We start from the raw sequence: 20,902 nt of genomic DNA on the forward strand, positions 1-20,902 counted from the left end.
CTGCTAAATTAGACGCATGAGAACGCGCTTGGTAAATCCGCGCACAACAACAAGAGCCTCCATGGACTCTGCATTTAGTGTAGCAGCTAACGACAATGACGCCAAATGTATCCGGCCACTTACACCCCTTTGCGTGGAAGAATCCCAAGGTCAGGACGGTTCTGCGTCAAGAGTTTCGAACTGAGGTGAAGCTGGTGAGCTTTCTCCCGGAGCCGAATCATCCCGCTGGTGAGATCATGCTCAGCATCAGGCGGAGCCGGAGCCGCTCCTCCTTTCAGACCTTTCCCTTCCGTGACATAACCCTCAGCGCCTTCAACGGGGCGGTTCCTTGGCGCCTCCCGCAGTATCACCACGATCAAAAGAACCGACCGGGGCTGTACTGGGCTGTCACCGAGAAAGCGCACGTGCCGTACGAATCGCTTACAGAGCTCTTCACGCTTCTGAGTCTGGACAGAGACCCTGACGTCCTACACATTCTTGGTCAGCCATTCCGGCTTTTCATTAACGAGCCCCGAGGCAAGAGTTACGTCCCGGACTTCCTCACAGTGGGCGGTAACCGGTCGGTGAGAGTGGTCGAGGTAAAACCCCTCAAAAAGATGAAGGATCCAAGAACCGTGGCCACCCTGAGCTGGGCTCGGAAAACTATCGAACCCCGTGGGTGGGGATACGTGGTTGTCAACGAGCCCGGCCTCCAACTTGGCTACAACCTTCAATTCCTTGCCGGCTACCGGAGATCCTGGCTCCTCAACAGTGACGTCCTGGCAACTGTTAGGGCGAACACATACCAACCAGAGTTCTTCGCGGCCCTTGAAGCACGAATGGCTGAACTAACTGGTATGCCACCACTGATCATGCGCTCACACCTGCTGCATCTTTTGTGGACGGGTGAGCTCACCTGTGATCTCAACAGGCCCATTGACGCCGGCTCGATTGTTCTTCCCAAGGGCCGGCTCGATCCACAAGAAAGGAAACAGAAGTGAGCAGCACAATAGTTCTTGGCCTAGGAACTCGCGTTATTCACGAACACGAAGAATGGACAGTCTGCGCCATCATGGGAACGGAAGTTTGCCTCGAACGACGAGGTTCGCCCGGCTTGGCCCGGGTCCGAACCGTTTCCCTGCTAGATCCCTCCGGGCCCTTCCGCATCTCGGACAGGGCGTTCTTTGGAGAACGGCCTGAAAAAGCTCAGGTACCCAGCGATATAGCGCTTCACCTGATCCCCGAAGATCAACTTGAGAAAGTGCTAGACCGGGCTTCTCACGTCCGAGAGCTTCTTTCCGGCTACAAATCCGGGACGAGATACGCTGCACTAGAAGGGGAACCGAAGGATGAGTACAGGGCCAAAAAGCCCCGCATGTCCAAGTATCAGGCAAAGGCTGCTGAACTCCAGGTCAGCGTTCCTGCAGTGCGTGACTGGGTGCGCCGATACCAGGAGGATGGCGTTCTGGGACTTGTGGACCGCAGGTCACAAAAGCCGGTCGACCCTTATCAAGGCTGCAGCGAGGAATGGGTCGAGGTGGCCAGGACGGTTGTCAAGGAGCGAACGACAAAATCAAATATCACAAAGGGAAACTTACTTTTGGTTATCGAGGAGCGAGTACACCGAGCCGAACGGGAGAAGTTGGCCGCAAGGAAGGAGGGCGAACCGGAGCCGGAACCGATCCCCATTCCCGGAGATTGGGCTGCCCGCCGCGCTCTAAACGCACTAATTTTCAACAAGAAGTTCGAGTCGGCCCGCAAGCGGCGCGCGGTGGCCGAAATACCCAGCGAGGGGTTTGGGCACTTCAAAGCTTCGGGGCCGGGTCAACTGGTTCTCCTGGACACCACCAGGCTGGATGTATGGGCCCTCAATGAGATCACCTCGGAGTGGGTTCGAACGGAACTTACTGTTGCCATGGATCTCTACAGCCGCTGCATACTCGGACTGCGCTTGTCTCCGGTTTCAACGAAAAGCATCGACGTCGCGCCCGTCCTCTTCGAAGTCATACAGCCACACGAGGCGCCTCCGGATTGGCCTGAGTCGGCCTCTTGGCCCTATCACGGGATTCCTGAGACTGTGCTCGTCCTCGATGAGGACAATGAAGTCAGGCTCCAGGGACCCGGTATCCTTCCCGACACTGTGACTGTCGACCATGGGAAGGTTTTCATTTCGGCCCACATCTTCAATGCCTGTGCGGAACTCGGCATCTCACTTCAGCCAGCCCGGAAGTACACGGCAACGGACAAGGCGCCAATGGAGCGATTCTTTAAAACCCTCAGGACGAAGCTCTTAGATGTTCTGCCCGGATATAAAGGTGAAAACATCGAGGCGCGGGGAATCGGGGCGGAGAAAGAAGCTATTTATCTCGTCAGCCAACTAGAAGAAATTATCCGCGAGTGGGTTGGAACCATTTATCACCGGCGTCCAGTAGATAGCCTAAGCGATGACCAGATGCCGGGGCTGAGGCTTAGCCCAATGGATCGTTACGCGCACGGAATTGCAGCTGCTGGCGCAATCGTATTGCCCCGCGACCCTCGTCTGGCTGTTCATTTCCTCCCCGTCACTTCCCACGTCATGAAAAAGGACGGCGTCTACTTCCAAGGACTGATCTACAAAGGCCCGATTCTTTCGAAGTGGCGTGACCGGCAAAGCCCCTACCGCGACCTGCCCGACAAGAAATGGCCCTTCAAATTTAATCCCTCCGATGTGCGAAGAATCTACTTCCAAGACCCGGAGGATAAGACGTGGCATAACTTGGACTCGCAACTGGCCAGCTCCGTGGGCCGGCCATTCGGCTCGGATGCTCTGGACATAGCCAAAAGGCTGGCCAGGCAGAAAAAAGTCCCCTTGAAGGAAGCACTTTTGCACCTTCTTGCAAAATTTGGCGCAGGCCTGGAGCTTACCCCTGAGGAGCGAAAGGCCGCAATAAAGGCGAACCAACAAGCCGTCAAATTCCAGAGGGCCACTAAGGTGATTGAGGAGGAAGCCGAAGCCAATGATGCCGTCACGGACTACGCCTATGAGAGATCTTTCGAAAACTTCGAAGACGAGTCCTCAGACTACAACCCAGCGGATCGAGAGGGCGCCGAATACTACAGTGACGCAGCCGGTTCGCTATGAAAACACCTACCGACGCGCACTTATCTGTCAGCCTGTCTAGAAAGGAAGGATGGGCCGCCTTCGCGAACAGGCCTAAGCTCGAGCCACCTGAAGTGATCACCAGAAGCGCACTGAAAAGACTCGGCGAGGCCGCGGCCGCCGAATACGCCACCAGACGGCTCAAATACCTGTCAGCTCTCACCATTTCAACGCCGCAGCTTGTCCGCGTGCATGAGGCTATGGACAACATGTTCAACTCTGACATGCAAGACTTCGACCGGGTACGCACCGCTCCAGTCATTGATGCCGAACCAGGGGTCGGAAAGTCCACGGCAGCGAACATGTTCGGGCGAAAACTTCACCGGGAAGTCATGGCACGGGAAGGGCCCATGGTTGGACCGGAAGCCGAACGAATCCCCGTCGTCCGTATAGGCCTGACTGGAAACACCACTCCTAAATCGCTAATCCTTCAAATGCTTGAATTTTACGCACATCCGAAAAGATCAGGGACGACACTGGAGGTGACTTCCAGCGCACTTGACTGCGCACTTCGATGTGAAACCCAACTGATCATCATCGATGACATACACTTCCTCAACCTAAAACGCAGGGACGGTAGGGAAGTGAGCAATACCCTGAAATCCCTAGCCAACGACTTTCCGGCAACATTCATCTTCGTTGGAGTCGGTGTAGAAGCAGCAGGATTGTTCGAGGAGGGCCTCGATCCCCGTGACTCAGCCATCGCTCAGCTCGGGCGCCGATGGACCAGGCTCGAGATGCCCGCATTTCACATCTACACCGAACAACAGCGGAAAGAATGGCGAATAACCCTGAAAGAAATAGAGAGGGGAATAATTCTCCTCGATGCCCACCCCGGGATGATTGCTGACGACCTCAGCGACTACTTTTTCGCCCGGGCCTCCGGCTATATAGGTTCCATGATGGAACTGGCCCGAATAGGGACGTACAAGGCGATAAAGAGCGGAGTGGAACGAATCAGCAGCGAGCTCCTCGATACCGTCCAAATCTCACGCGCTGCCGAAAAGCGTCGAGCCGAACTCGAAGCAGCAATGATGAGTGGAAAACTGCATAGCCTGCCCAAGAAGCAAAGCGAAGCCAGTAAGGCAAAGTAGGGCAGGGAGTATTCGGTGTTCGTGAGCGGGGACTTTCTCGGCATAAACAAATCAATACCTCATGAGATAGGAATCACCAGCTGACATGTATCCCAGCCCAGCGCCTATGATCGACGTGGCTGTGCGGACAGAGCCTGCACCATGGTGGCAGGTCCTGGCAGCATTGGGCCCCTACATAATCATCTTCTTGGCCGAATTTGTATGGATCGTCCTCTTGGTCCGTGCAAACCGACGCGGCAAGACAGCCAAGCGACTTGATTGGGAGCAAATGCGCTGGGCTCTCGATGCTTCCCTGTCCGAAGACGCTCAGCGAGCCAAGATGGGCCGTGGTGTGCTTAGCGCTCTATCGCGACTGCCGCTGAGCAAGAAATGACCGAGAGCTCTTACGGGTTACTTCTGAGGGAAAATCCCACCTCGTCCAGAAGGGCATCTGTGAGCCCGAGGACAAGTAGATGGGCGATCGATGAGGCAACGGTCGCAGCACTAATACCAAGAGATCACCACCACACGGGGCAGAGACCCGTCTTCTTTGAACGCTTCATCGATCGATCGGTCCTTATTCGCCGACGTCGTTCTGTGTGATTTTACCGTTCAACGCATCATCAACTTCTTTTTCCAGACCGGCGCTGCCTTCCTCTCCCAATTTGTTCATGAAGCGGATGGCATCGTCCTTTAGGTAATCGTCATCTGACGCGACCGCCCTCGCGATGACCATGGGCACTGCATTGCGAGCGAGATCCCAAGTGCGCATGCCGCCTTCTTTACGATTCATGAGCAATACTTTGATCGCCTCAAATGCCCCACGCGGATCGGAATCCGCTGCGCTTGCGATCTGCTTGCCAATCACGTAGCGCTGAGCAGCAAGTCCTGGATCCAGTTCCACCGCCTCCTTCAGCCGGGGCAGCCACCACGAGGAATCAAATTTTCCGCTTCTCACGAACCAGTAGAACTCATCCAGTTCTTGTCTAGCCTCATGGTGCAAGCGAACATAGGCGACTCGAGAGTCCCAGAGGCCGGCCAGCCTGTCGCGGATTGTGGTATCGACTGATTGGGCATGCATGAAAGACCATGCAATGCGACCGATTGCCGCCCCTCGGATTTTCGGCTCAACACCAGTGAAAAACGCTTCGGCTAGTGGATCATCGGGGGTCTTATCACCATAAATGATGGCATCCACCACCCACTCGCCGATCCGTTGCAGGGGAGGGGACTGACCCTGCCAGCCTGCAACGAGAGTTCCGGCCAAGCGGACTGCTGCAATCATGCCGGGCGAAAGCAGCTCATAGAGCTCATGTTGGTAATGATGAACGGCCACTGCCGTCGTTAGCGCAATTTGTTGATTGCGAGAAAGACCTTCCACTGTTCCGAACAGTTCTGCGCTCTTAGCCCTAAGCCACTCCGGATCGACAGAAAGCAGCCTGCCGAGACTCTCCCCGATGATGGCGGAAGAGGCACCATGCTCGTCCCGCCGACCAATCTCCCGCTCGAAGGCGGCGTGAGACACGCCGTACCAGGGAGCGGCCCTTCCATGAGCCATGAGGTTGACCAGTCCGTGAAGGCGGATTGGCCACTGCCGGTTGATGGAGAGAGCGAGAGGATCCATCTCGCTCTCGTCCGATTCGTACTCCAGCCAGGCGGTCTCATCGTCAGCGGCATGAATCAAAAGATCGGCAAAGATGGAAACAAACTCTTCTGGAATATAGGGGCTTTCTCGCTTTTTTACAATCTCCTCAAGCAGGCTCACCGCGGCATTTTTGGCCCACCGGAAGTCAACATCATCATCCCAATTACCGCCTTCCACGGGGAACGAGGATGTGTCGCTGTGCGCCAATACATCTGAGACAAGGCTGCTGGCCTCGCTCCAATCAAATTCAAGACCTGCCTTTAGAGCAGCCTCCCAGCCTTGCAATATGGCGCGAAGGTAGGTGGGTCGCAATCGATCAACCAGATTGTCTGTACCTTGGAGTGTCCGAGGATTTGTCGTGAGTAATGCGGCCAATTCTCGGCCTTGCCCCTCATGCGAGGGCTCTGGACCCCACCCGTCGCCGGTGTCATGCCAGCTTCCTAGATGAGAGACGAGTTCTTCTGGGCTCATGACGGACATGTCGTCTCGTGAGAGAGGACTATTCGGACCAGTCCAGCCGGTCACCCTATTCTCAGGCAAAAGTGGCGAGTCGATGGGGCCAAATTTGGTGTCCATTTCAGCTAGAACCGATTTCAGCTCGGGCGGGAGCGCCTTGCTACCGATGGATGACAGCCAACGATGCTTCCAGCCCGCAAGCACTGTCTCCACGCGTCGATCGAGCTCCTCTTCGCTGTCCTCGTCGTCTCGTCGGAGGCGCTCGCGTAACCCATCTAACTCCGTGCGCGGTCCGGAGATGACGAAGTCAAGGAGCGGACCTAGGGCAGCCGGCCGTCTCTGCGCCATCTCCCTCGCCAGTTCGCAAACTTCAATGCGGTACGAGTCATGAAAGAGGTCGCTGTCGGCCAGAAGCTCTTCACCCACAGTAAGCAGTTCATCACCACTGGAGTTCTGGCCTTTGTCTTCTCTGAACGCCTCAGTTAACGCGTAGAGGGTGATCTTTACGGCCAAGCGCATCGGGCTCTTGGCCAGCACCATCCGAGTGTGCCTTGGTGCCTTGCTCATTGCATCAGCAGCAAGATCCCTCGCGGTGTCAATAAGGGTCTGCTCGACTGACGGATAGTGGTCGCTCCGGTGGCGGATGGAATCTCGTGACATCTCTGTGAAATCAAGCTTGTCCGTCAGGCGCCCTGAGCATCGCTCATATGCCTCAAGCCAAGGCATGACTGCCCTGAAAGCATCCTCGCCCAGCGCGTCGACGACTCGTGGCAAACCTTCCTGGTACCAGTGTTCGTCGATTGCCAGATCCGGCTTGTGCTTGGTGTCCGAAGCGGTTGGACGGAACAGTAGATCGGCCATCCACTTACCCATCTTGCGCTGCCCGCCGTCAAGCAGGTTCACCGCCATGGTGACCATATCGCGCGGGTCAGTTCGCCAACCGAAGCTGCTCGTTTCCCAATCCTTTAGCAAGGGCTTCAGGCGGGCTGCTTCGTTGGCCGGTATCCCAGCACCAATCGTGAATGCGGCCCGCCGCACCCACGGGTTATTACTGTGCACAAGCTTCAGTAGAACGTCCACAACGGCCTGAGGTGCCGCTGGCGAAACTCGGATCAAGTAGTCGATCTCGGGCCAGTAGTGATCCAGCACGAGGCCCTCGTCCGTCATTTCCGGTTCAGGAGGATTGCTAAACATGCCGGCCCTCGCCAAGGGTTCCACCCACAGCGGGTTCTTGAGGCGTTCAAAGAACGCGCGGCGCAACGCTGGCGTGGGTATTCGCCGGATTGCCTCAGCGATTTGCGCAGACGTAGGTGCTTTGTAACCGGTCATTACTTGCTCTCCCCGTCCTGATCATTAATTTCATCGAGCAGGTCGTCAAGTGCGTGGAGATTTGCGAAGAAAAGAGCTGTACGAACTTCTATAAGGTCCTCGACGACCCTCATGTTTTCAACCAACTTCTGGTCGCTGGGAAGCGACCTTTCTCGTTCGTGCTCTCGATCCAGATGGGCCCAGCCGACGAAAAATTGATACGCATTCATCCACTGCTTTATCGCGGGGTGGTGCGCATCAGATCCGCCTGTGATTAGGGCGGCCGTATTGGCACGGTTCCGCCCCTCCTCCTGTGTTGCGGCGCTTACTAGTGAAGATAGTGCGCGCGCGACGGGGCGGGGAACGGGCACCAAGTCTTGGTTTTGATCAAGGTCGGTATCAGGGTGATTTGCTAACAAACCCGGAAGCTCTCTGAGCCAAGAGGCAGAAGACTTGTCTGGACGTCGGATGATGCTGTCAGAATCAGACATCACGTCGGGGAGGCCGAGCATGAGCTCTCTCATGCAGTGACAGATGACGGAGATACGGGCAGACTCACAGCCTGGGCGCCCATCGGACGCGAACAGGTCCAAAGCAGTCTTATATATTCCCGCGAGTTTCGTGCTTCGATTTTCAAGCGCCTCGATCACACGAGCTTGGCGTTCGTCTGGCACTGACCAATCCATTGTTAGGTGCGAGTCCCGCTACTCAATCCGAAGAACCGATCAAAGAATGCATCCAGTTTCGCGAGCACCCGCTGCTTCTTCTGGCCATGGCCGCCCTTCGCCGAGAATCCGGACGCAGACGGCGCTATCTTCGTGATCGTCATGTCCAGTTCTTCCCATTGCGCTTCCTTCATGGAACTGATCACCGTCGTTTCTGTGCTCCTTGCGCCTGTGTGCCATTACGTTGGTTCCAGGCCCGTTCTCAACATAGCAGCGGCCACCGAGAGTTAGCCGTAAGACGCCGGCCTGTCGGTTGGGCCGATTCACCCCGCAATCAGGTGGAACTGTGGCTTCCAACAGAACACGAAGGAGTGACCGAAGTTCAGGAATAGAAGCTTCACGGAAGGGGGCGCTGGAGCCGGACGGGACGGTGCCGTGGAGCCCACACTCAGTTATCTGCAGGCAGAAACCAGCCATACAGGGTCCTGACAAATCGAACCACAGGGTAGCCCTCTTTAACCACGTCCCAGGGGCGCCGGGAACAATGTGGGTGAGGAGAAAAATCCAGCCGACGTTAGTCGGAGAGGATACTACGGCGTCCGAGGCGAATGGCTTATATTTCGCATATCTTCTCGGCATTCCAGCTGACCGTTTCTGAAGAGGTTACAGTCAATTGGCGGCAAACTTCTGCCTCGCCGAAACGCACTCCGAGAGTGGTCGAAAAGAGGAAACGTGGCATACGAGTTCAATACAGCGGATGTTCAGGTCGTGTCAGATCTACTCGAAAAGGTCGCGACCCCCTATGATGAACAGTTGAAGATCTGGGAGCAGGTCACTTTCGCTGAAGAATATAAGCTCTTGGATCAAAGTCTCCAAGCAGAAATAGACTTCGTCTTCTCGTACGAACTGCAAGAGGACTTCGGAACTGCCGGCGACGTGAATCTCGTCCAATCTGCGCTTTCCGTCACGGTAACTCGTCCTATGTCAGAGACGCCGTCAAGCGCGTGGTCCCTTTGGGCAGAAGTGCACGACGTTCTGCAGCCCTCTACCATGCGGGCCCACGTAGCGGACATTCTCCTGACAGCTCGCGTAAGGCCTAAGCCCGACCACGCATCGGCGACTGTCGAATCTTATTTAGAGGCGGCAGAACTTGAGAACGTTTCCGCCCAGCAGGTTGCGCTGTCACTAGCAAGAGCCAATACCATTGCTCGATCACGCAGAATGACTGAAGAACGGGCAGTTCGTCAGGCCATGTACATAAAAAGCGAGATTCTTGCGAGTAGGCCGGAGACAAGCGGGCCAGCACTCACTCTCTTGGCTGCGCTCTCCGCGGACCCCCGCGGCGACGGGAGCATTCCTGGAGAAGAGCGGGAGGGAATTCGCAGTCGTCTGTTGACTATCGGAGGAGCCTCGACCTTTTTAACTGATGAAATCGCCAAGTCACTTGCGCGACTTGCGGATAACCCGGCTGAACTGGAATTAGCGCGCCGCTGGCACACCGAACAGTACATAGCCCGTGCCCGGGCGGACGACAATGGCATGGTAAAGATGCATCACGCGCAAGCCGCAGCAAGTCTGGCTGCCGACTATGGCCTGTCCGACCTCAAAGACGAAGCGGTGCTCGTCATGCAGTCCGTGGACCACGACTCCATGGGCTGGGAATCGGTGTACCACGAAGTGAAAGTGTCCAAGAACGCGTTTCGCGCCCATCTTCGAAGGTACGGTCGCGCACGTGACTGGAGCCATGCCCTCATGACGTTCCTGGCCAGTCCATCACCGTCCGGAGACCACGAAGCAAACAAGAAAAGCGCCCAAAAGGCAGCGGCGGGATCGATAAGATCACTCATCACCCGTACGGTCTACGGGACACATGGCCTTCCAGAGCGCACCAACGATGACTTCATGGAAGAAGAAATCACACGGACCGAAACAACCACCCTCAGCACAACGGCGCACCTTCTTGCGCTTGAACTGGAACATATTCGCCAGCGCTTCCCAATGCCGCGAGCTGATGAAGTTACAGTCTGGATGGTGGAAACGCTCTCAGCAGATCGATCCCTTGCACACTTCTTCTCTGAGTCACTCTCCCTTCACTGGGCGGAGAAGTATTCAGATTCGGCAAGACTCTCGATTCCACTGATCGAAAGTGCAGCGCGAGGGCTGCTGCGTACACTCGATGAGCCGCTCTACCGAACTCAGCGAGGCGACTCTCCAGGGCGTTTTCCCGCGATGGACTTCTATGTGGATGCCCTCGCTAAACGGGACCTCGACTCCGACTGGGTTCAAGCGCTTCGAATGACGTTGTTGACGCCCGGGATGAACCTCCGGAACCTGGCTGCTCATGGCTTCATGATGGATTTTTCTGAGCAACAATCTGCGTTATTGCTTCGCCTTGCAGGGCTGTTTTGTGCCATGCCTAACGATATTGATCAGCAGAGTCTAGAAGCTTTGCCCACGATGACGCGGAGGCGACTTCGGCGACGTCTCGGGTGGGTCTGGTCATGACCTGCGCGATTTATTGCTCACTAAAGGTCTCCTCGCTGGCGCGACTATCCGTCTCGTGACCTTTGGGATTCATGACGCCGCGGTTAGGAGACGAGCCAAGCCGGACCAGACGAAGGCGGGCAGTCCTCATGGCGAGCGGCTTTGTTTTCCAGCTGTTCGGCGAACACGCCTATCTGAGGGAGGGAGGGAGGGAGGGAGGGAGGGAGGGCGCGATCGGCTAGAGACGCTCGATCGCTTCCTCAACCCAATGAGGGCAGAGGACACCTGACATTCTGCGCAGTCACCTTCTGTAAATAGCAAGAGGGCAGCCAAGACCGCCATTTGAAATTGTTAAATTTCGGGCACACAACTGGCCACAAAGATTTTTAAGAACGGGCCGAAAAGGCCGTAAAAACAAGGGCTGATTGTTAAATTTGCGGCCGCATTGGACAAGTCGATACACAACAGTCCATTCCGGCTGGAAGTTAACAATTCCGCGTGTAGATTTTCCGCACTTTAACAATTGTCAATTTCGGACCGCCCGGACGCGGCAGCAGGCTAGTTTTCCCCCTTCTCAGTTCCTCAGGCGGCGCCTCAGTGATTCGTCGCCTGTTCTCGGATTACCCGGCAGGGGCAGGCCGATGTTTATGGCCGTCGGACCTCAACGTCGCGGTGGTTCTCCTCGACCCAGTCGGCCATCCGGTTCGCCCGCAACGCTATGAACTTCAGCGAGGCTTCCTGAACCCTGATGTACTCGTCCTTCGTGATCGGGACGCCGAGGCGCGTGAAGACTTTGTCCTCATCCTCATCGAGGAAGAAGGCGATCTTCCCCTCCGGCGTCACGAGATCCTGGAAGTGGAAGAACTCCACGAACTTCTCGAACGTGCAGAAGAGTTCGAAGAAGTCCCCATAGTTAGTGGTGACGTCGGCGAGGGGGCTGCCTGACTCCTTGGCGTAGTGGCGCCGGATGCATTCCAGAGTCAGGTCCATCCGATCCGCAATCCGTATCCGCATTCCCCTGGCGGTGTTGAGGGTGGGCAGGTGTATTCTCCGGACGGGCCAGATCATGGCGCTGCCGATCGTGTACGGCGGGTCGAAATAGCGGCGCTTCTGCTCCTCACTCAACTCGGCCTTAGCCTCGACCAAGGCCTTGGGCTTCCCCCACCTGGTGTAGGAGTTCGTGATGGCGTCACTGCCGACCGTGAAACATTTGTCAGGCGTCTGCTCGAACATCAGGTAGTTTTTCCGACGCACCTTGGGAACTTCCGAGACCTCCAGTTCGAACAGCTGCCCCTTGCATAGCTCCTTCTTCCAGAGCAGCTGATGGTCAGCCTTTAGCCGCGGACTATGGGAGTCCGGGTCCTTTCCTGGAGGCGTGGTGTCGAGCAGGTAGTTGAAGGCAATGTCGAAGACGCGCATGGCAGGAAGTCTATGTGCCCGCCCATTGCGAACCGCGGAGCCTGCAGCTGAAACAACCGCGGTTGAGCAGGCAATTGGATGTTAATCTTCGGCGGCATTGGACGCCAAAGAGAGAGAGGAGAGAGCAGCGACCGCCGACCGGACGCGCGCACGCGTGTTGTCAGAGTGACTATGTATCGGTCTTGTCCCTGGATTTGCAAGCTTTGGCTCGCTCTTTCCGCTCGCTGTGCACGCGACCCGTAATGGTGCAGAGACATCAATCAAGGCTGGTGTCGAATTGTGCCGGGGTCTGTGCAGCGATAGGAAGTTCGGCTCGAACTGCAAAACCCTCGCCTTCAGGCCCGTACACGAGAAGGCCGCCGACGAGTGCGACCCTCTCGTGGAGACCGATGAGGCCGTAGCCGGATGGTGTGGTCACTTTCGGGTTTGATCCTCCGTCGTCACGGACCTCAACTTGAAGGCGGTCCACTGTCCAGTGCAGCTCGACAGTCGCTCTGGTGCTTGTCCCTGCGTGTTTTGTCACGTTCGTGAGGGCTTCCTGCACGACGCGGAAGGCGGCATGGTCGACGCTCGGATCCAGCGGCCGGGGATCCCCAATGGAGGAAACCTGCACGTCGATACCGGCCGATCGGACCGGGGAAACCAGTGCCTCCAGGTCATGCAGGCTATGGAGCGCTTCAACTCCTGCACCGTTGGCCCTCATCAGCTCCAGGAGTCGCCGGAGCTCGTCCATGGTCTGGGAGCCGACCCGTTCAATCACCTCCAAGGCCTCCGCAGCGCGGGCAGGGTCCTGGTCAATGATGCGGCTTGCTCCTGCAGCGTGGAGGGTCATGACCGTCACAGCGTGGGAGACGATGTCGTGGAGCTCCGCGGCGATATTGGTTCGCTCCTCGAGCACCGCCGCTGCGGCGTCTTTTTGCAGCTGCTGGAGCTGTCGTATCCGGCGGCGGTTCCGGCCGAGCAGCCAGCCGATGAACCACGCAGAGGCCAGAACGACCATCATGCTAAATACGCCCCCGGGCTCCCAGCCCACAAGTCCGTCTCGAGCATAGACAATAAAGAACGGAATCCATGCGCCGATGGCCGCGGGGATGGAGATGCGAAACGGCTTGTCGGAAGCAAGCGCGGCGATGGCGACGAGGACGCCCGAGACGGGTGCTGGAGCGGTCACATCTATGGCTTGGACCCCGGGTGAGAAGACCTCGGGGGCGAAGATTGGGATTGCCAGGAGTTGGTGGGCCCAGATAAGCATGAAGATCGCTAGAGGGGCCATATGCCGCCAGGCCAGGAGCGGCAAGCCGATGAGGATGTACAGGCCCACTGCCAGAGGGTCCTGAGGCATAAAGCCGCCTGCCCAGTTCAGCCACATACCGACAAGATCGAAGGCGACGGCTGCGGCGGTAGTGAGGATGTCACTCTTCGTCGGGGCTGTGAGTAGCTTCCGCCAATACATATGTCGTGGAACAGGGCTTGCCGCGACAGTCGGCTTGGGTGAGTGGCCCATGGCGACACCTCCTTAGGAGACGCAATCACTTCAATTCCTGTAGCCCGAGTCTCGACCAAACTTCCCTGCTGCGCATCCATCCCCGGAAGCAGGCTTCTCCACCCGGAGGATTAATGGCTCATTCGCCCTTTGGTTGCATCAGGCCGGAGCGGAAAGCAACAGCCACGGCCTGAGATCGGTCGGTGAGGCCGAGCTTCATCAGAATGCGGTGCACGTGGGACTTGACGGTCGTCTCGCTGAGGAAAAGTTCCTGGGCTATCTGGCTGTTCTTGAGCCCTCGGGCCATGGCCGCCAGCACTTCCTGCTCCCTTTGCGTGAGATCGCGCAGCTCTTCCTGGCCAGTCGGACGCCGTGTTGTCTGGGCGGATTGGCGTGGCGGAGCGTTGGTGAATTGGCGAAGCAGGCTCCGCGTCACCGATGAGTCGATCCAGCCCTGCCCTCGGGCCAATGCCCTGATAGCCGCAGCGAGGATCTGGGGTGCTGAGTTCTTCAGGAGGAATCCTGCAGCCCCCGAACGCAGCGCTGTCTCGACGTCCCCGTCATCGCCGAACGTGGTCAGGATCAGTACGGGCGGGGGCACTCCATGTTCTGTTTCGAACTCTTTGGAGTTGAGAAGGCGGGTTGCGGTGACCCCGTCGGTTCCTCGCATGCGTACGTCCATGACAACGACATCGGGACGAAGGGACGCGACCGCCTTGATTCCGGAGGTGCCGTCTCCAGCCTCACCGATCACCTCGATGTCCGGTTCGGTCGCGAGCACGAGGGCGAGCCCTGCCCTGATGAGCTCCTCATCGTCGATGAGGACGACGCGGATCCGGTCTGAGACGCCTTCCATGGGCAGACCTCCTCCTCTGTGTAGCCAAGTATCCCCGTCCTGAGCATCCTGCCCAAGGTGGTGTTCCTCCATCTATGGATGCAAGCGAGAAATTGCTTCCAGGGGTCGATTCGGCAACCCCTGGGATAGCGCGAAACTCTTCGCATGCAGCGAGAACCCGAAAGGAGCTGACATGTATCAGGAAACGGGGCCCCAAGGCCCATGGCAGCCAACAGGAAGACTGCCACAAAGTGCTCCATCCCAGCGCGGCTCGGCATGGCCAGCCATTCTGATCACCTTCGCAATTGGCCTGGGCATCGCCTTCTTGTCCAGCCCTTCAGATCCAACAGACGATGTTTCGGACGACCCGGTGGCCCGGATGTGTCACATCGCCTCGGCAGCCCAGCAATCCCAGAGTGAGCACGAGCTCGTCAGTTTCGCGCAGGAGTTCCGCCAAATTGGCCTTAAGCTGCCTCCCGAGAAAGTAGAGTGGCTTTTCCAGGGCGAGCAAGTCGGTGCAGCACTCGATGGGTACTCGATCTCCGGCCCAGGCACCCTTCTGGCAGCTTTCCAGAACTTCTCAACCATGTGCGGCCAATAACTGCTGTCGAGCTCAAAACCGGCAGGTCGAAACCCTCCTTCTGCGACAGACGCAGAAGGAGGCAGCCCATGCTAGTTCGACCGGTGGCCGGGGCATTCAAGGCAAGCACAAATTGTTAATGTAGGAGCTACGCTCAGGTCCGGCCCATTGTTAATTTCGACCCTAAAAGACCCGGCAAACGATGGGCCGATTGTTAATGTTCAAGCGAACTGGACACCTGTTGTCCAGAACGCACGAAGATTAACAAATCCGCTTCTAGATTTTCCTGACTTTAACAATTGTTAATTTCGCTTCGCCCGAGCCTCCTGCGCTTGCTGGACCAGGGCGGCGAGTTGGAACGTGGAGACCATGGAGGCTTCATCGATGATGACGAGCTGACCCGAGTGGAAGCACCATTGCTGCTGAGTTGCAGCGAGGCGGGCAGCTTCCTGTGCTAGTGCGAGGGGCCGGCGCTCGCCGACATGGGCGCTCGCCAGACGGGCCTGAACGTCGAAGAAGCGCCCGGCCCGTGAACTCGCCCCGCTGCCCACCGACTCATGCAACCACTTCGCCACGTTCTCGGTGGCCATAGCGAGTTCGCGCCCCAGCACTTCCGCACTTGCCGCCGCTGGGGCAAGCCCTACGACGCTGCCGGCGCCGTGCTCCGCTTCCCATATCGCCTTGACCGCGCTCAGGGTCGTGGTCTTTCCCGTACCGGCCGGGCCGACGATGGCGTCGAGGCGATTGCCGCTGAGGAGGACGTTGGCGACGGCGGCGCGCTGATCGGAGTGCAGCTCCGGCTTGTCGGCCTCTCGGACCCGCTCGAGTGAATTCATGATGACGTCCGCGGGGACGACTGGACCGCCGTCGTCGTTCCTTGCCATCATGATGGCGTCCTCGCAGGCGAGCGTGGAGGTGTCTGTGTAGAGGCGCGTTCCGTGGAAGTCGAAGACGCTGCCTTGCCTGAACCGAAGGTCCGCCCCGGCATCTGGCGCAGCGGCGTACCGGTACTCGTTCAGCGGCACGGACTGATGCTCGGCGGCGGTGGCGACGGCATCCATCAGTGCATTCCGGTCTGAAGCAGAGCAGCAACGGATCTGAGCGCAAACCCTTTCGGCCTCGGCGAGGAGATTCCAGCGATTCCAGGTTGAGCGTTTGCCAGCGACACGTTCTCGGGCGAGGGTGGCGACGGCGCCGACCCAATCAGGAGGGAGGTCGGTAAATGCAAAGGGGGAAACCCGGGAGCGGTTGATGGTGGCGGCGAGGACGTCGGCCGGTTGGAATCCCTTGGCAATCGCTCGTTCCCGCCATTGGTTCGAGAGTTCACGTAGAGGTGTGGGCAGCTCGGCCTTGGGGATGCGGGTGGTTAGAGTGGCCTGTTGACGAAGCTTGATGATGGTTGCTGAAGTTGGCGGATGACCGTGTTCCGTGACCCATTCGGCGACGAGGCGGTCAGTTTCCACATTGATGAGACGGGACCGGTTTGAAAACTCGCGGATGAGTTCTTCGTCTATGCCTGTGAGCTGCTGGCTCGGATTCTGGGTGCTGGTGACGGGGTTGCGGCTGTCGGTGTCGGATCCCAGTTGCCGGTGGAGGCCGTCAAAGAGGAGTCCGTTGTAGTGTTCGCTGGCGGCGACCGCGGCCTTGTACAGGGTGCGGGAGTCGAGGGTGACCCAGGCTCCATCGGTGATGCGCTGGAGGCGGTTAGCGATGACCAAGTGCGTGTGGAGCTGCGGGTCGCCTGTGCGAGATTCCCAGTGGTCGAAGGCTGCGGCGATGGCACCCATTGTGCCGAGGTGGGCTACGCCATTCCGTCCGGCGCGGGTATGGATGACGTTCTCTTCGAGCCAGCCAAGAGTTTGCTCGACGGCGTGGTGATGGGTTTGCAAGATGCGGTCCTGGGTGCTGCGTGGGCTGAGTGCCCAGAGGACGGACACCGATTTTGGCACGCTGAAGGTCAGGTCGAAACCGACGACGGCGTGTCTCACCGTGAGTGGGCCGGTCCCGTTGGCTACGGCGGTGGGCTGGCTGTGGGGGCGGCCCAGCGGTTCGCCAGTATCGGGGTGGACTGCTACGCCGAAGACGGCTTTCGCGTCTGTTTCGGTGACGGGCTCAGCGGCGGTCCTGTTGATTCCTTTGAGTCCACTGCCGATCCATCGGCCTTCCGGTGTGCCTGCCTTCATGTAGTAGGTGGTGGCGTCTGGGGGAGTGGTAGTGAGGTCAGCCATCATCGTGGTTTTGAACAGGTAGCACAGCCCTGATTGTGCCGAGAGCCGGGCGATGGACATCGTCATAGCCGCGGGGCTCCAACTAAGCGCTTTGATGGATTCCATCCACGACGGCGGAAAATGTCCAGCGTCGTTTGATCAAGTGCGATGCCATTTGCATGGGCAAGGGAGACCAGCCAGGCCGAGATATGAGCCAGGTCCTGGACATTAATTCTTTGTGCGCGTTTGAGGCGGGCGACCTCGGCCTGGAGGAGGTTGTTGCCGACTCTTTGTTCTGAGTTCTCCGCGTTGAGTCGATCAATTTCACCGGCTTGGGAACGGAGCTTGGACTGAAGTACGTCCCGGTGCCGCTGGCAGGATCTTGTTTTGGACTCTAGCTGTCGCCTGGTTGCTTCCAGTTGGGCTTGGAGGTCAGTGATCAGCGAACCCGTTTTGGGTGACTGGGCAGGGCCGTTGCGAGCCCGACGTCGACGATCACGCTGCCTGTTGCCACAGCGCTTTGAGCAAAAGCGCTGGGTGTTGCGGGAAGACTCGAAGCCCTTGGTGCACTCTTCGCAATTCTTGATGGTCACGAGTGTTCATCCGCGTGAGGTCAGCTCGCGACATGACCAGACGTGGGGAGCGCTCACGCTGAAGGCCTTGGATGCCAGAGGTGTGAGCTGTTGAGGAGGTCGTTGACGGTCGACCAGCGGTCCGGTGGTGGTGCGCGGTTCTGGCTTCGGGGCTGCGGGAGGGTCTTTCAATGCCTGTTAGTTTGAATCCGTTGTGTCGGTGCAGGCGGAGGCACTGATGGGTAAGATTGATGTGGCCCTGCGGCTCTTTGCACATAGCCATAATGGGTGCGGCTGCTAATCGTGGCCGTCCACATCTGATTGTGTTCGCCGTGCACCGGAGGCTACCTGGCCGCTGGACGGTTACGACAAGCTGAGGAAGTCGGCTCGAATAAGAGTCACCGGTGTCAGGTCAGGGTCCATGAGGTTGTCGGTCGAGCGCATGGTCGCCGCGGTGAAGGACGGACGTGGGTTAGCGATGGACTCTCCCGAACGGGACATGCAGTTGCGTCGGAAGGGCGTCGTCGTGCTTGATTTTGTCACGCCTACTCTCGACTACGTGTTCGGGCTGTGTTGGTCGACCGATGCCCTCCGCGCGAACCTGCCGGCCCCAGTTTCGGCGTTTGAAATGTCATGACGCCACGTCGATGAGCACCTTGCCGATGTGCTCGCTCGAGGCTACGACGCGGTGCGCCTCAGCGACCTGTGCGAGGGGGAGTACTCGGTCGATTACGGGGGCGATGGCGCCGGACTCGATCGTTGGCCAGACCTCGGAACGCACGCCGCGGATGATCTCGGCCTTCTCGGCGAGGGGGCGCGCCCTCAACGTGGCTCCGATGATGGCGGCGCGCTTGGCCATGAGCGTGCGGATGTCGAACGTGCCGAAGGGGGCGTCCTGGGTCCCGAGGCAGATAATGCGTCCGCCGCGCGCCAGGGCCGCGAGGTCGCGCTGCGTGTAACTGCCGCCGATCGGATCCAGGATAACATCGATCCCGCGCTGATCGGTGGCCTGCATCACCTCGTTGACGAAATCGCTCGTCCGGTAGTTGATCGCCACGTCTGCGCCAAGCTCGCGGCAGCGCGCGAGCTTCGCTTCAGTTCCGGCCGTGATAAACACCCGCGCCCCGCGGTGCGCGGCGAACTGAGTCGCTGCGGTCCCGATTCCGCTGCTTCCGCCGTGCACGAGGAACGAGTCACCCTCGGCCAAACCGGCCATCATGAACACGGTCGACCAAACGGTGGCGTAGACCTCGGGCAGAGCGGCTGCATCGCGCAGACTCACCCCGGCGGGGACGGGTAGCAGCTGGCCTGCCGGCACGGCGACTTTCTCGGCGTATCCGCCGCCCGCCAGGAGCGCGCACACTTCGTCGCCGACGCGCCAATCGGCGACGTCCGCGCCGACCTCGATGATCCGTCCTGAGCACTCCATCCCGATGATCGGCGATGCCATGGCGGGCGGCGGGTAGAACCCCTCACGCTGGAGCAGGTCCGCTCGGTTCACGCCGGCCGCGGCGACCTCGATGACGACCTCACCCGCGGCCGGCACTGGGTCGGGGACCTCGGCGACCCGCATGATCTCGGGGCCCCCGAAACCTTCTGTCACTACTGCGCGCACGTAAAAGCTCCTCTATCTGCTGGTGTGCTCGGTCAAGTCGAGCCGGTATTGATGTCCAGTAATGCCTTTTCTCTGAGCTGTTAGCGTTCCATTCCGCTCCTTTAACATTGAATCGGTTCCAAACCATTTCTTGGTTGCGGTTTTGCGGATTCTGGTGGTGCGGTCTTTGGGCACCCATAACCGGTCTTCCGTCAAGTTTTTGTGGCGCCAACCTGTCCTTGCTGATAACGACGCCGGAACTGGTGGTGGATTTGATCCGTCCATGGCTAAGGTCAATTCAGATTATCCACGCCAGGCAGTAAGCGCAGTTGGGGTAGCTGCTTGGCCGCAGTGGTCGTGGTTAACCCAGGAGAAATGTCCCCGGCTGTGGGCGGCGATTGCATACGTCTTCCCCGCCTTGCCGCGGAGCATCAATTTCCGTTGTCCGGTTGGGGTGTGCCTCAATCGGAATTCCCCAAACATGAGTCTAGGTACTCCGGCGCGATGGGAGTGGAGAGCGACGCAGTAGGCGAAGGAACTGAACGCGCCCTTGTTCAAGGCATAGCACTTCTTCGGTGAACCCTGTGCTGCACCGCCTGCATACGGCGGGCGCCCTCGAGGTACCTCTCCACGTTTCATTCATTGCGGTTCACAACCCCACTTTTCGACTGTCATGCCAGCGGGGACGTTGCGGTTCAGACGCGCTTCGAAGTGGCCTGGGGCGAATCGTGTTACTAGGATGCCGGCTCGTTGAGCTACGGCCTCTGGTTTCAGGAGATTCACCGCTTCATTTAGGGCGGCGTCCAGCTCCATCCGAGTCTCAACGGTTATGACGAGATGGTCAGGTGCTGCGTGCATGATTGTGAATCCTTACTCTCAGGACGTTGATTAGAAAGTGACAACCCGCGGGTCTTGCTACCAGGATCCTTGATTGACAGCGCCGGTGCCCCCAAGGAACCTAAGGAACCAGGCCTGGGACAGAAGACGTTGGCAGAGCCCTGTAACGAGTTTGCTTGGCTGAATAGGGGCAGCACGCGGGCTATTGCTCTCCTTGCAACCGAGTCTTCATCCCGGCCCTAGGCTCTTGTACAACGGCGCGCGAGTAACGGACTCTAAAGGGTCCCGGTCGCGCTGGGGTGAAGAACCGGTATACGTAAGCAAGAGTTAGCGAAAACTTCTGTAGGGCCACCTACCTCGCGCCGGTCGTGGCGACGGGCGGGGAGTAGGTGTCATGCATCGGGACGATGACCATATTTATGAGTCTGCGCTTAAGTGGATGGGGGTCAAGAGTTCGGCGACGAATGCGGTGTTGAAGTTTCCGCTTTCGAATTGATCGGTTTCGAGGATTTTTTTGTGGAAGGGTGCAGTGGTGGTGATGCCTTCGATGACGAGTTCGTCGAGGGCGCGGATGGTGCGGGCGATGGCTTCGTCGCGGTTTTTGCCCCAGCAGATGAGTTTGCCGA

Annotated in this window: 15 protein-coding genes and 1 pseudogene; 6 read left to right on the forward strand and 10 right to left on the reverse strand. The window is 58.3% G+C overall.

Annotated elements, in window-relative coordinates; genetic code table 11:
* The first annotated feature begins 194 nt into the window (after nucleotides 1-194).
* From AC5RU7_RS15615 to AC5RU7_RS15625, 3 genes are read left to right on the forward strand one after another with little or no spacing between them, the layout of a single operon-like run.
* Nucleotides 195-980: a TnsA-like heteromeric transposase endonuclease subunit gene (locus AC5RU7_RS15615; protein ID WP_494052993.1), complete on the forward strand. Its 786-nt coding sequence runs from the start codon at nucleotides 195-197 to the stop codon at nucleotides 978-980.
* Nucleotides 977-3,100: a TnsB C-terminal domain-containing protein gene (locus AC5RU7_RS15620; RefSeq protein WP_494052994.1), complete on the forward strand. Its 2,124-nt coding sequence runs from the start codon at nucleotides 977-979 to the stop codon at nucleotides 3,098-3,100. The genes AC5RU7_RS15615 and AC5RU7_RS15620 overlap by 4 nt, the downstream gene beginning before the upstream one ends.
* Nucleotides 3,097-4,212 (forward strand): AAA family ATPase, encoded by a 1,116-nt coding sequence (locus AC5RU7_RS15625; protein WP_494052995.1) that lies wholly within the window; start codon nucleotides 3,097-3,099, stop codon nucleotides 4,210-4,212. Before AC5RU7_RS15620 ends, AC5RU7_RS15625 begins: the two co-directional genes overlap by 4 nt.
* A 556-nt stretch (nucleotides 4,213-4,768) precedes the next feature.
* On the opposite strand, the gene AC5RU7_RS15630 is transcribed toward AC5RU7_RS15625, so the two are convergent.
* The 3 genes from AC5RU7_RS15630 to AC5RU7_RS15640 are packed head-to-tail and all read right to left on the reverse strand — an operon-like array spanning nucleotide 4,769 to nucleotide 8,471.
* The gene (locus tag AC5RU7_RS15630) at nucleotides 4,769-7,621 is read right to left on the reverse strand and encodes a hypothetical protein (protein ID WP_494052996.1); all 2,853 of its coding nucleotides are present in this window, start codon (nucleotides 7,619-7,621) and stop codon (nucleotides 4,769-4,771) included.
* Entirely contained in the window at nucleotides 7,621-8,274 is a 654-nt protein-coding gene (locus AC5RU7_RS15635) for a hypothetical protein (protein ID WP_494052997.1), read from the reverse strand. The genes AC5RU7_RS15630 and AC5RU7_RS15635 overlap by 1 nt, the downstream gene beginning before the upstream one ends.
* 14 nt (nucleotides 8,275-8,288) lie before the next feature.
* Nucleotides 8,289-8,471 carry a hypothetical protein gene (locus AC5RU7_RS15640; RefSeq protein WP_494052998.1) on the reverse strand — a complete coding sequence of 61 codons (183 nt, stop codon included), beginning with the start codon at nucleotides 8,469-8,471 and terminating at the stop codon, nucleotides 8,289-8,291.
* Between the two features lie 526 nt (nucleotides 8,472-8,997).
* Here AC5RU7_RS15640 and AC5RU7_RS15645 point away from each other — a divergent pair.
* A complete protein-coding gene (locus AC5RU7_RS15645; protein WP_494052999.1) occupies nucleotides 8,998-10,770 on the forward strand; it encodes a DUF4209 domain-containing protein in 1,773 nt (590 codons plus the stop codon).
* A gap of 624 nt (nucleotides 10,771-11,394) precedes the next feature.
* Here the strand turns inward: AC5RU7_RS15645 and AC5RU7_RS15650 are convergent.
* The 3 genes from AC5RU7_RS15650 to AC5RU7_RS15660 form a co-directional block, all read right to left on the reverse strand.
* Nucleotides 11,395-12,168, reverse strand: a complete 774-nt coding sequence (locus AC5RU7_RS15650; protein ID WP_494053000.1) for a DUF6994 family protein — start codon at nucleotides 12,166-12,168, stop codon at nucleotides 11,395-11,397.
* A gap of 256 nt (nucleotides 12,169-12,424) precedes the next feature.
* The gene (locus AC5RU7_RS15655) at nucleotides 12,425-13,510 is read right to left on the reverse strand and encodes a sensor histidine kinase (protein WP_494053001.1); all 1,086 of its coding nucleotides are present in this window, start codon (nucleotides 13,508-13,510) and stop codon (nucleotides 12,425-12,427) included.
* A gap of 280 nt (nucleotides 13,511-13,790) precedes the next feature.
* Nucleotides 13,791-14,507 carry a response regulator transcription factor gene (locus AC5RU7_RS15660; protein ID WP_494053002.1) on the reverse strand — a complete coding sequence of 239 codons (717 nt, stop codon included), beginning with the start codon at nucleotides 14,505-14,507 and terminating at the stop codon, nucleotides 13,791-13,793.
* A 172-nt stretch (nucleotides 14,508-14,679) separates the two neighbouring features.
* On the opposite strand from AC5RU7_RS15660, the gene AC5RU7_RS15665 reads away from it, so the two are divergent.
* Nucleotides 14,680-15,087, forward strand: a complete 408-nt coding sequence (locus AC5RU7_RS15665) for a hypothetical protein (protein ID WP_494053003.1) — start codon at nucleotides 14,680-14,682, stop codon at nucleotides 15,085-15,087.
* 281 nt (nucleotides 15,088-15,368) lie between these two features.
* Here the strand turns inward: AC5RU7_RS15665 and mobF are convergent, their stop codons facing one another.
* Complete coding sequence (gene mobF, locus AC5RU7_RS15670) at nucleotides 15,369-17,360, reverse strand: MobF family relaxase (protein WP_494053004.1); 1,992 nt, start codon at nucleotides 17,358-17,360, stop codon at nucleotides 15,369-15,371.
* Nucleotides 17,357-17,866: a hypothetical protein gene (locus tag AC5RU7_RS15675; RefSeq protein ID WP_494053005.1), complete on the reverse strand. Its 510-nt coding sequence runs from the start codon at nucleotides 17,864-17,866 to the stop codon at nucleotides 17,357-17,359. The genes mobF and AC5RU7_RS15675 overlap by 4 nt, the downstream gene beginning before the upstream one ends.
* A gap of 400 nt (nucleotides 17,867-18,266) precedes the next feature.
* On the opposite strand from AC5RU7_RS15675, the gene AC5RU7_RS15680 reads away from it, so the two are divergent.
* Entirely contained in the window at nucleotides 18,267-18,482 is a 216-nt protein-coding gene (locus AC5RU7_RS15680) for a hypothetical protein (protein ID WP_494053006.1), read from the forward strand.
* Here AC5RU7_RS15680 and AC5RU7_RS15685 read toward each other — a convergent pair.
* Together AC5RU7_RS15685 and AC5RU7_RS15690 are read right to left on the reverse strand one after the other, a co-directional pair.
* Nucleotides 18,477-19,460: an NAD(P)H-quinone oxidoreductase gene (locus tag AC5RU7_RS15685; RefSeq protein ID WP_494053007.1), complete on the reverse strand. Its 984-nt coding sequence runs from the start codon at nucleotides 19,458-19,460 to the stop codon at nucleotides 18,477-18,479. The two genes, AC5RU7_RS15680 and AC5RU7_RS15685, sit on opposite strands and share 6 nt — an antisense overlap.
* A gap of 1,233 nt (nucleotides 19,461-20,693) precedes the next feature.
* Nucleotides 20,694-20,902, reverse strand: a pseudogene (locus tag AC5RU7_RS15690) (acetyl-/propionyl-CoA carboxylase subunit alpha); the annotation flags it as partial.

Source organism: Arthrobacter sp. K410C (assembly GCF_059090105.1).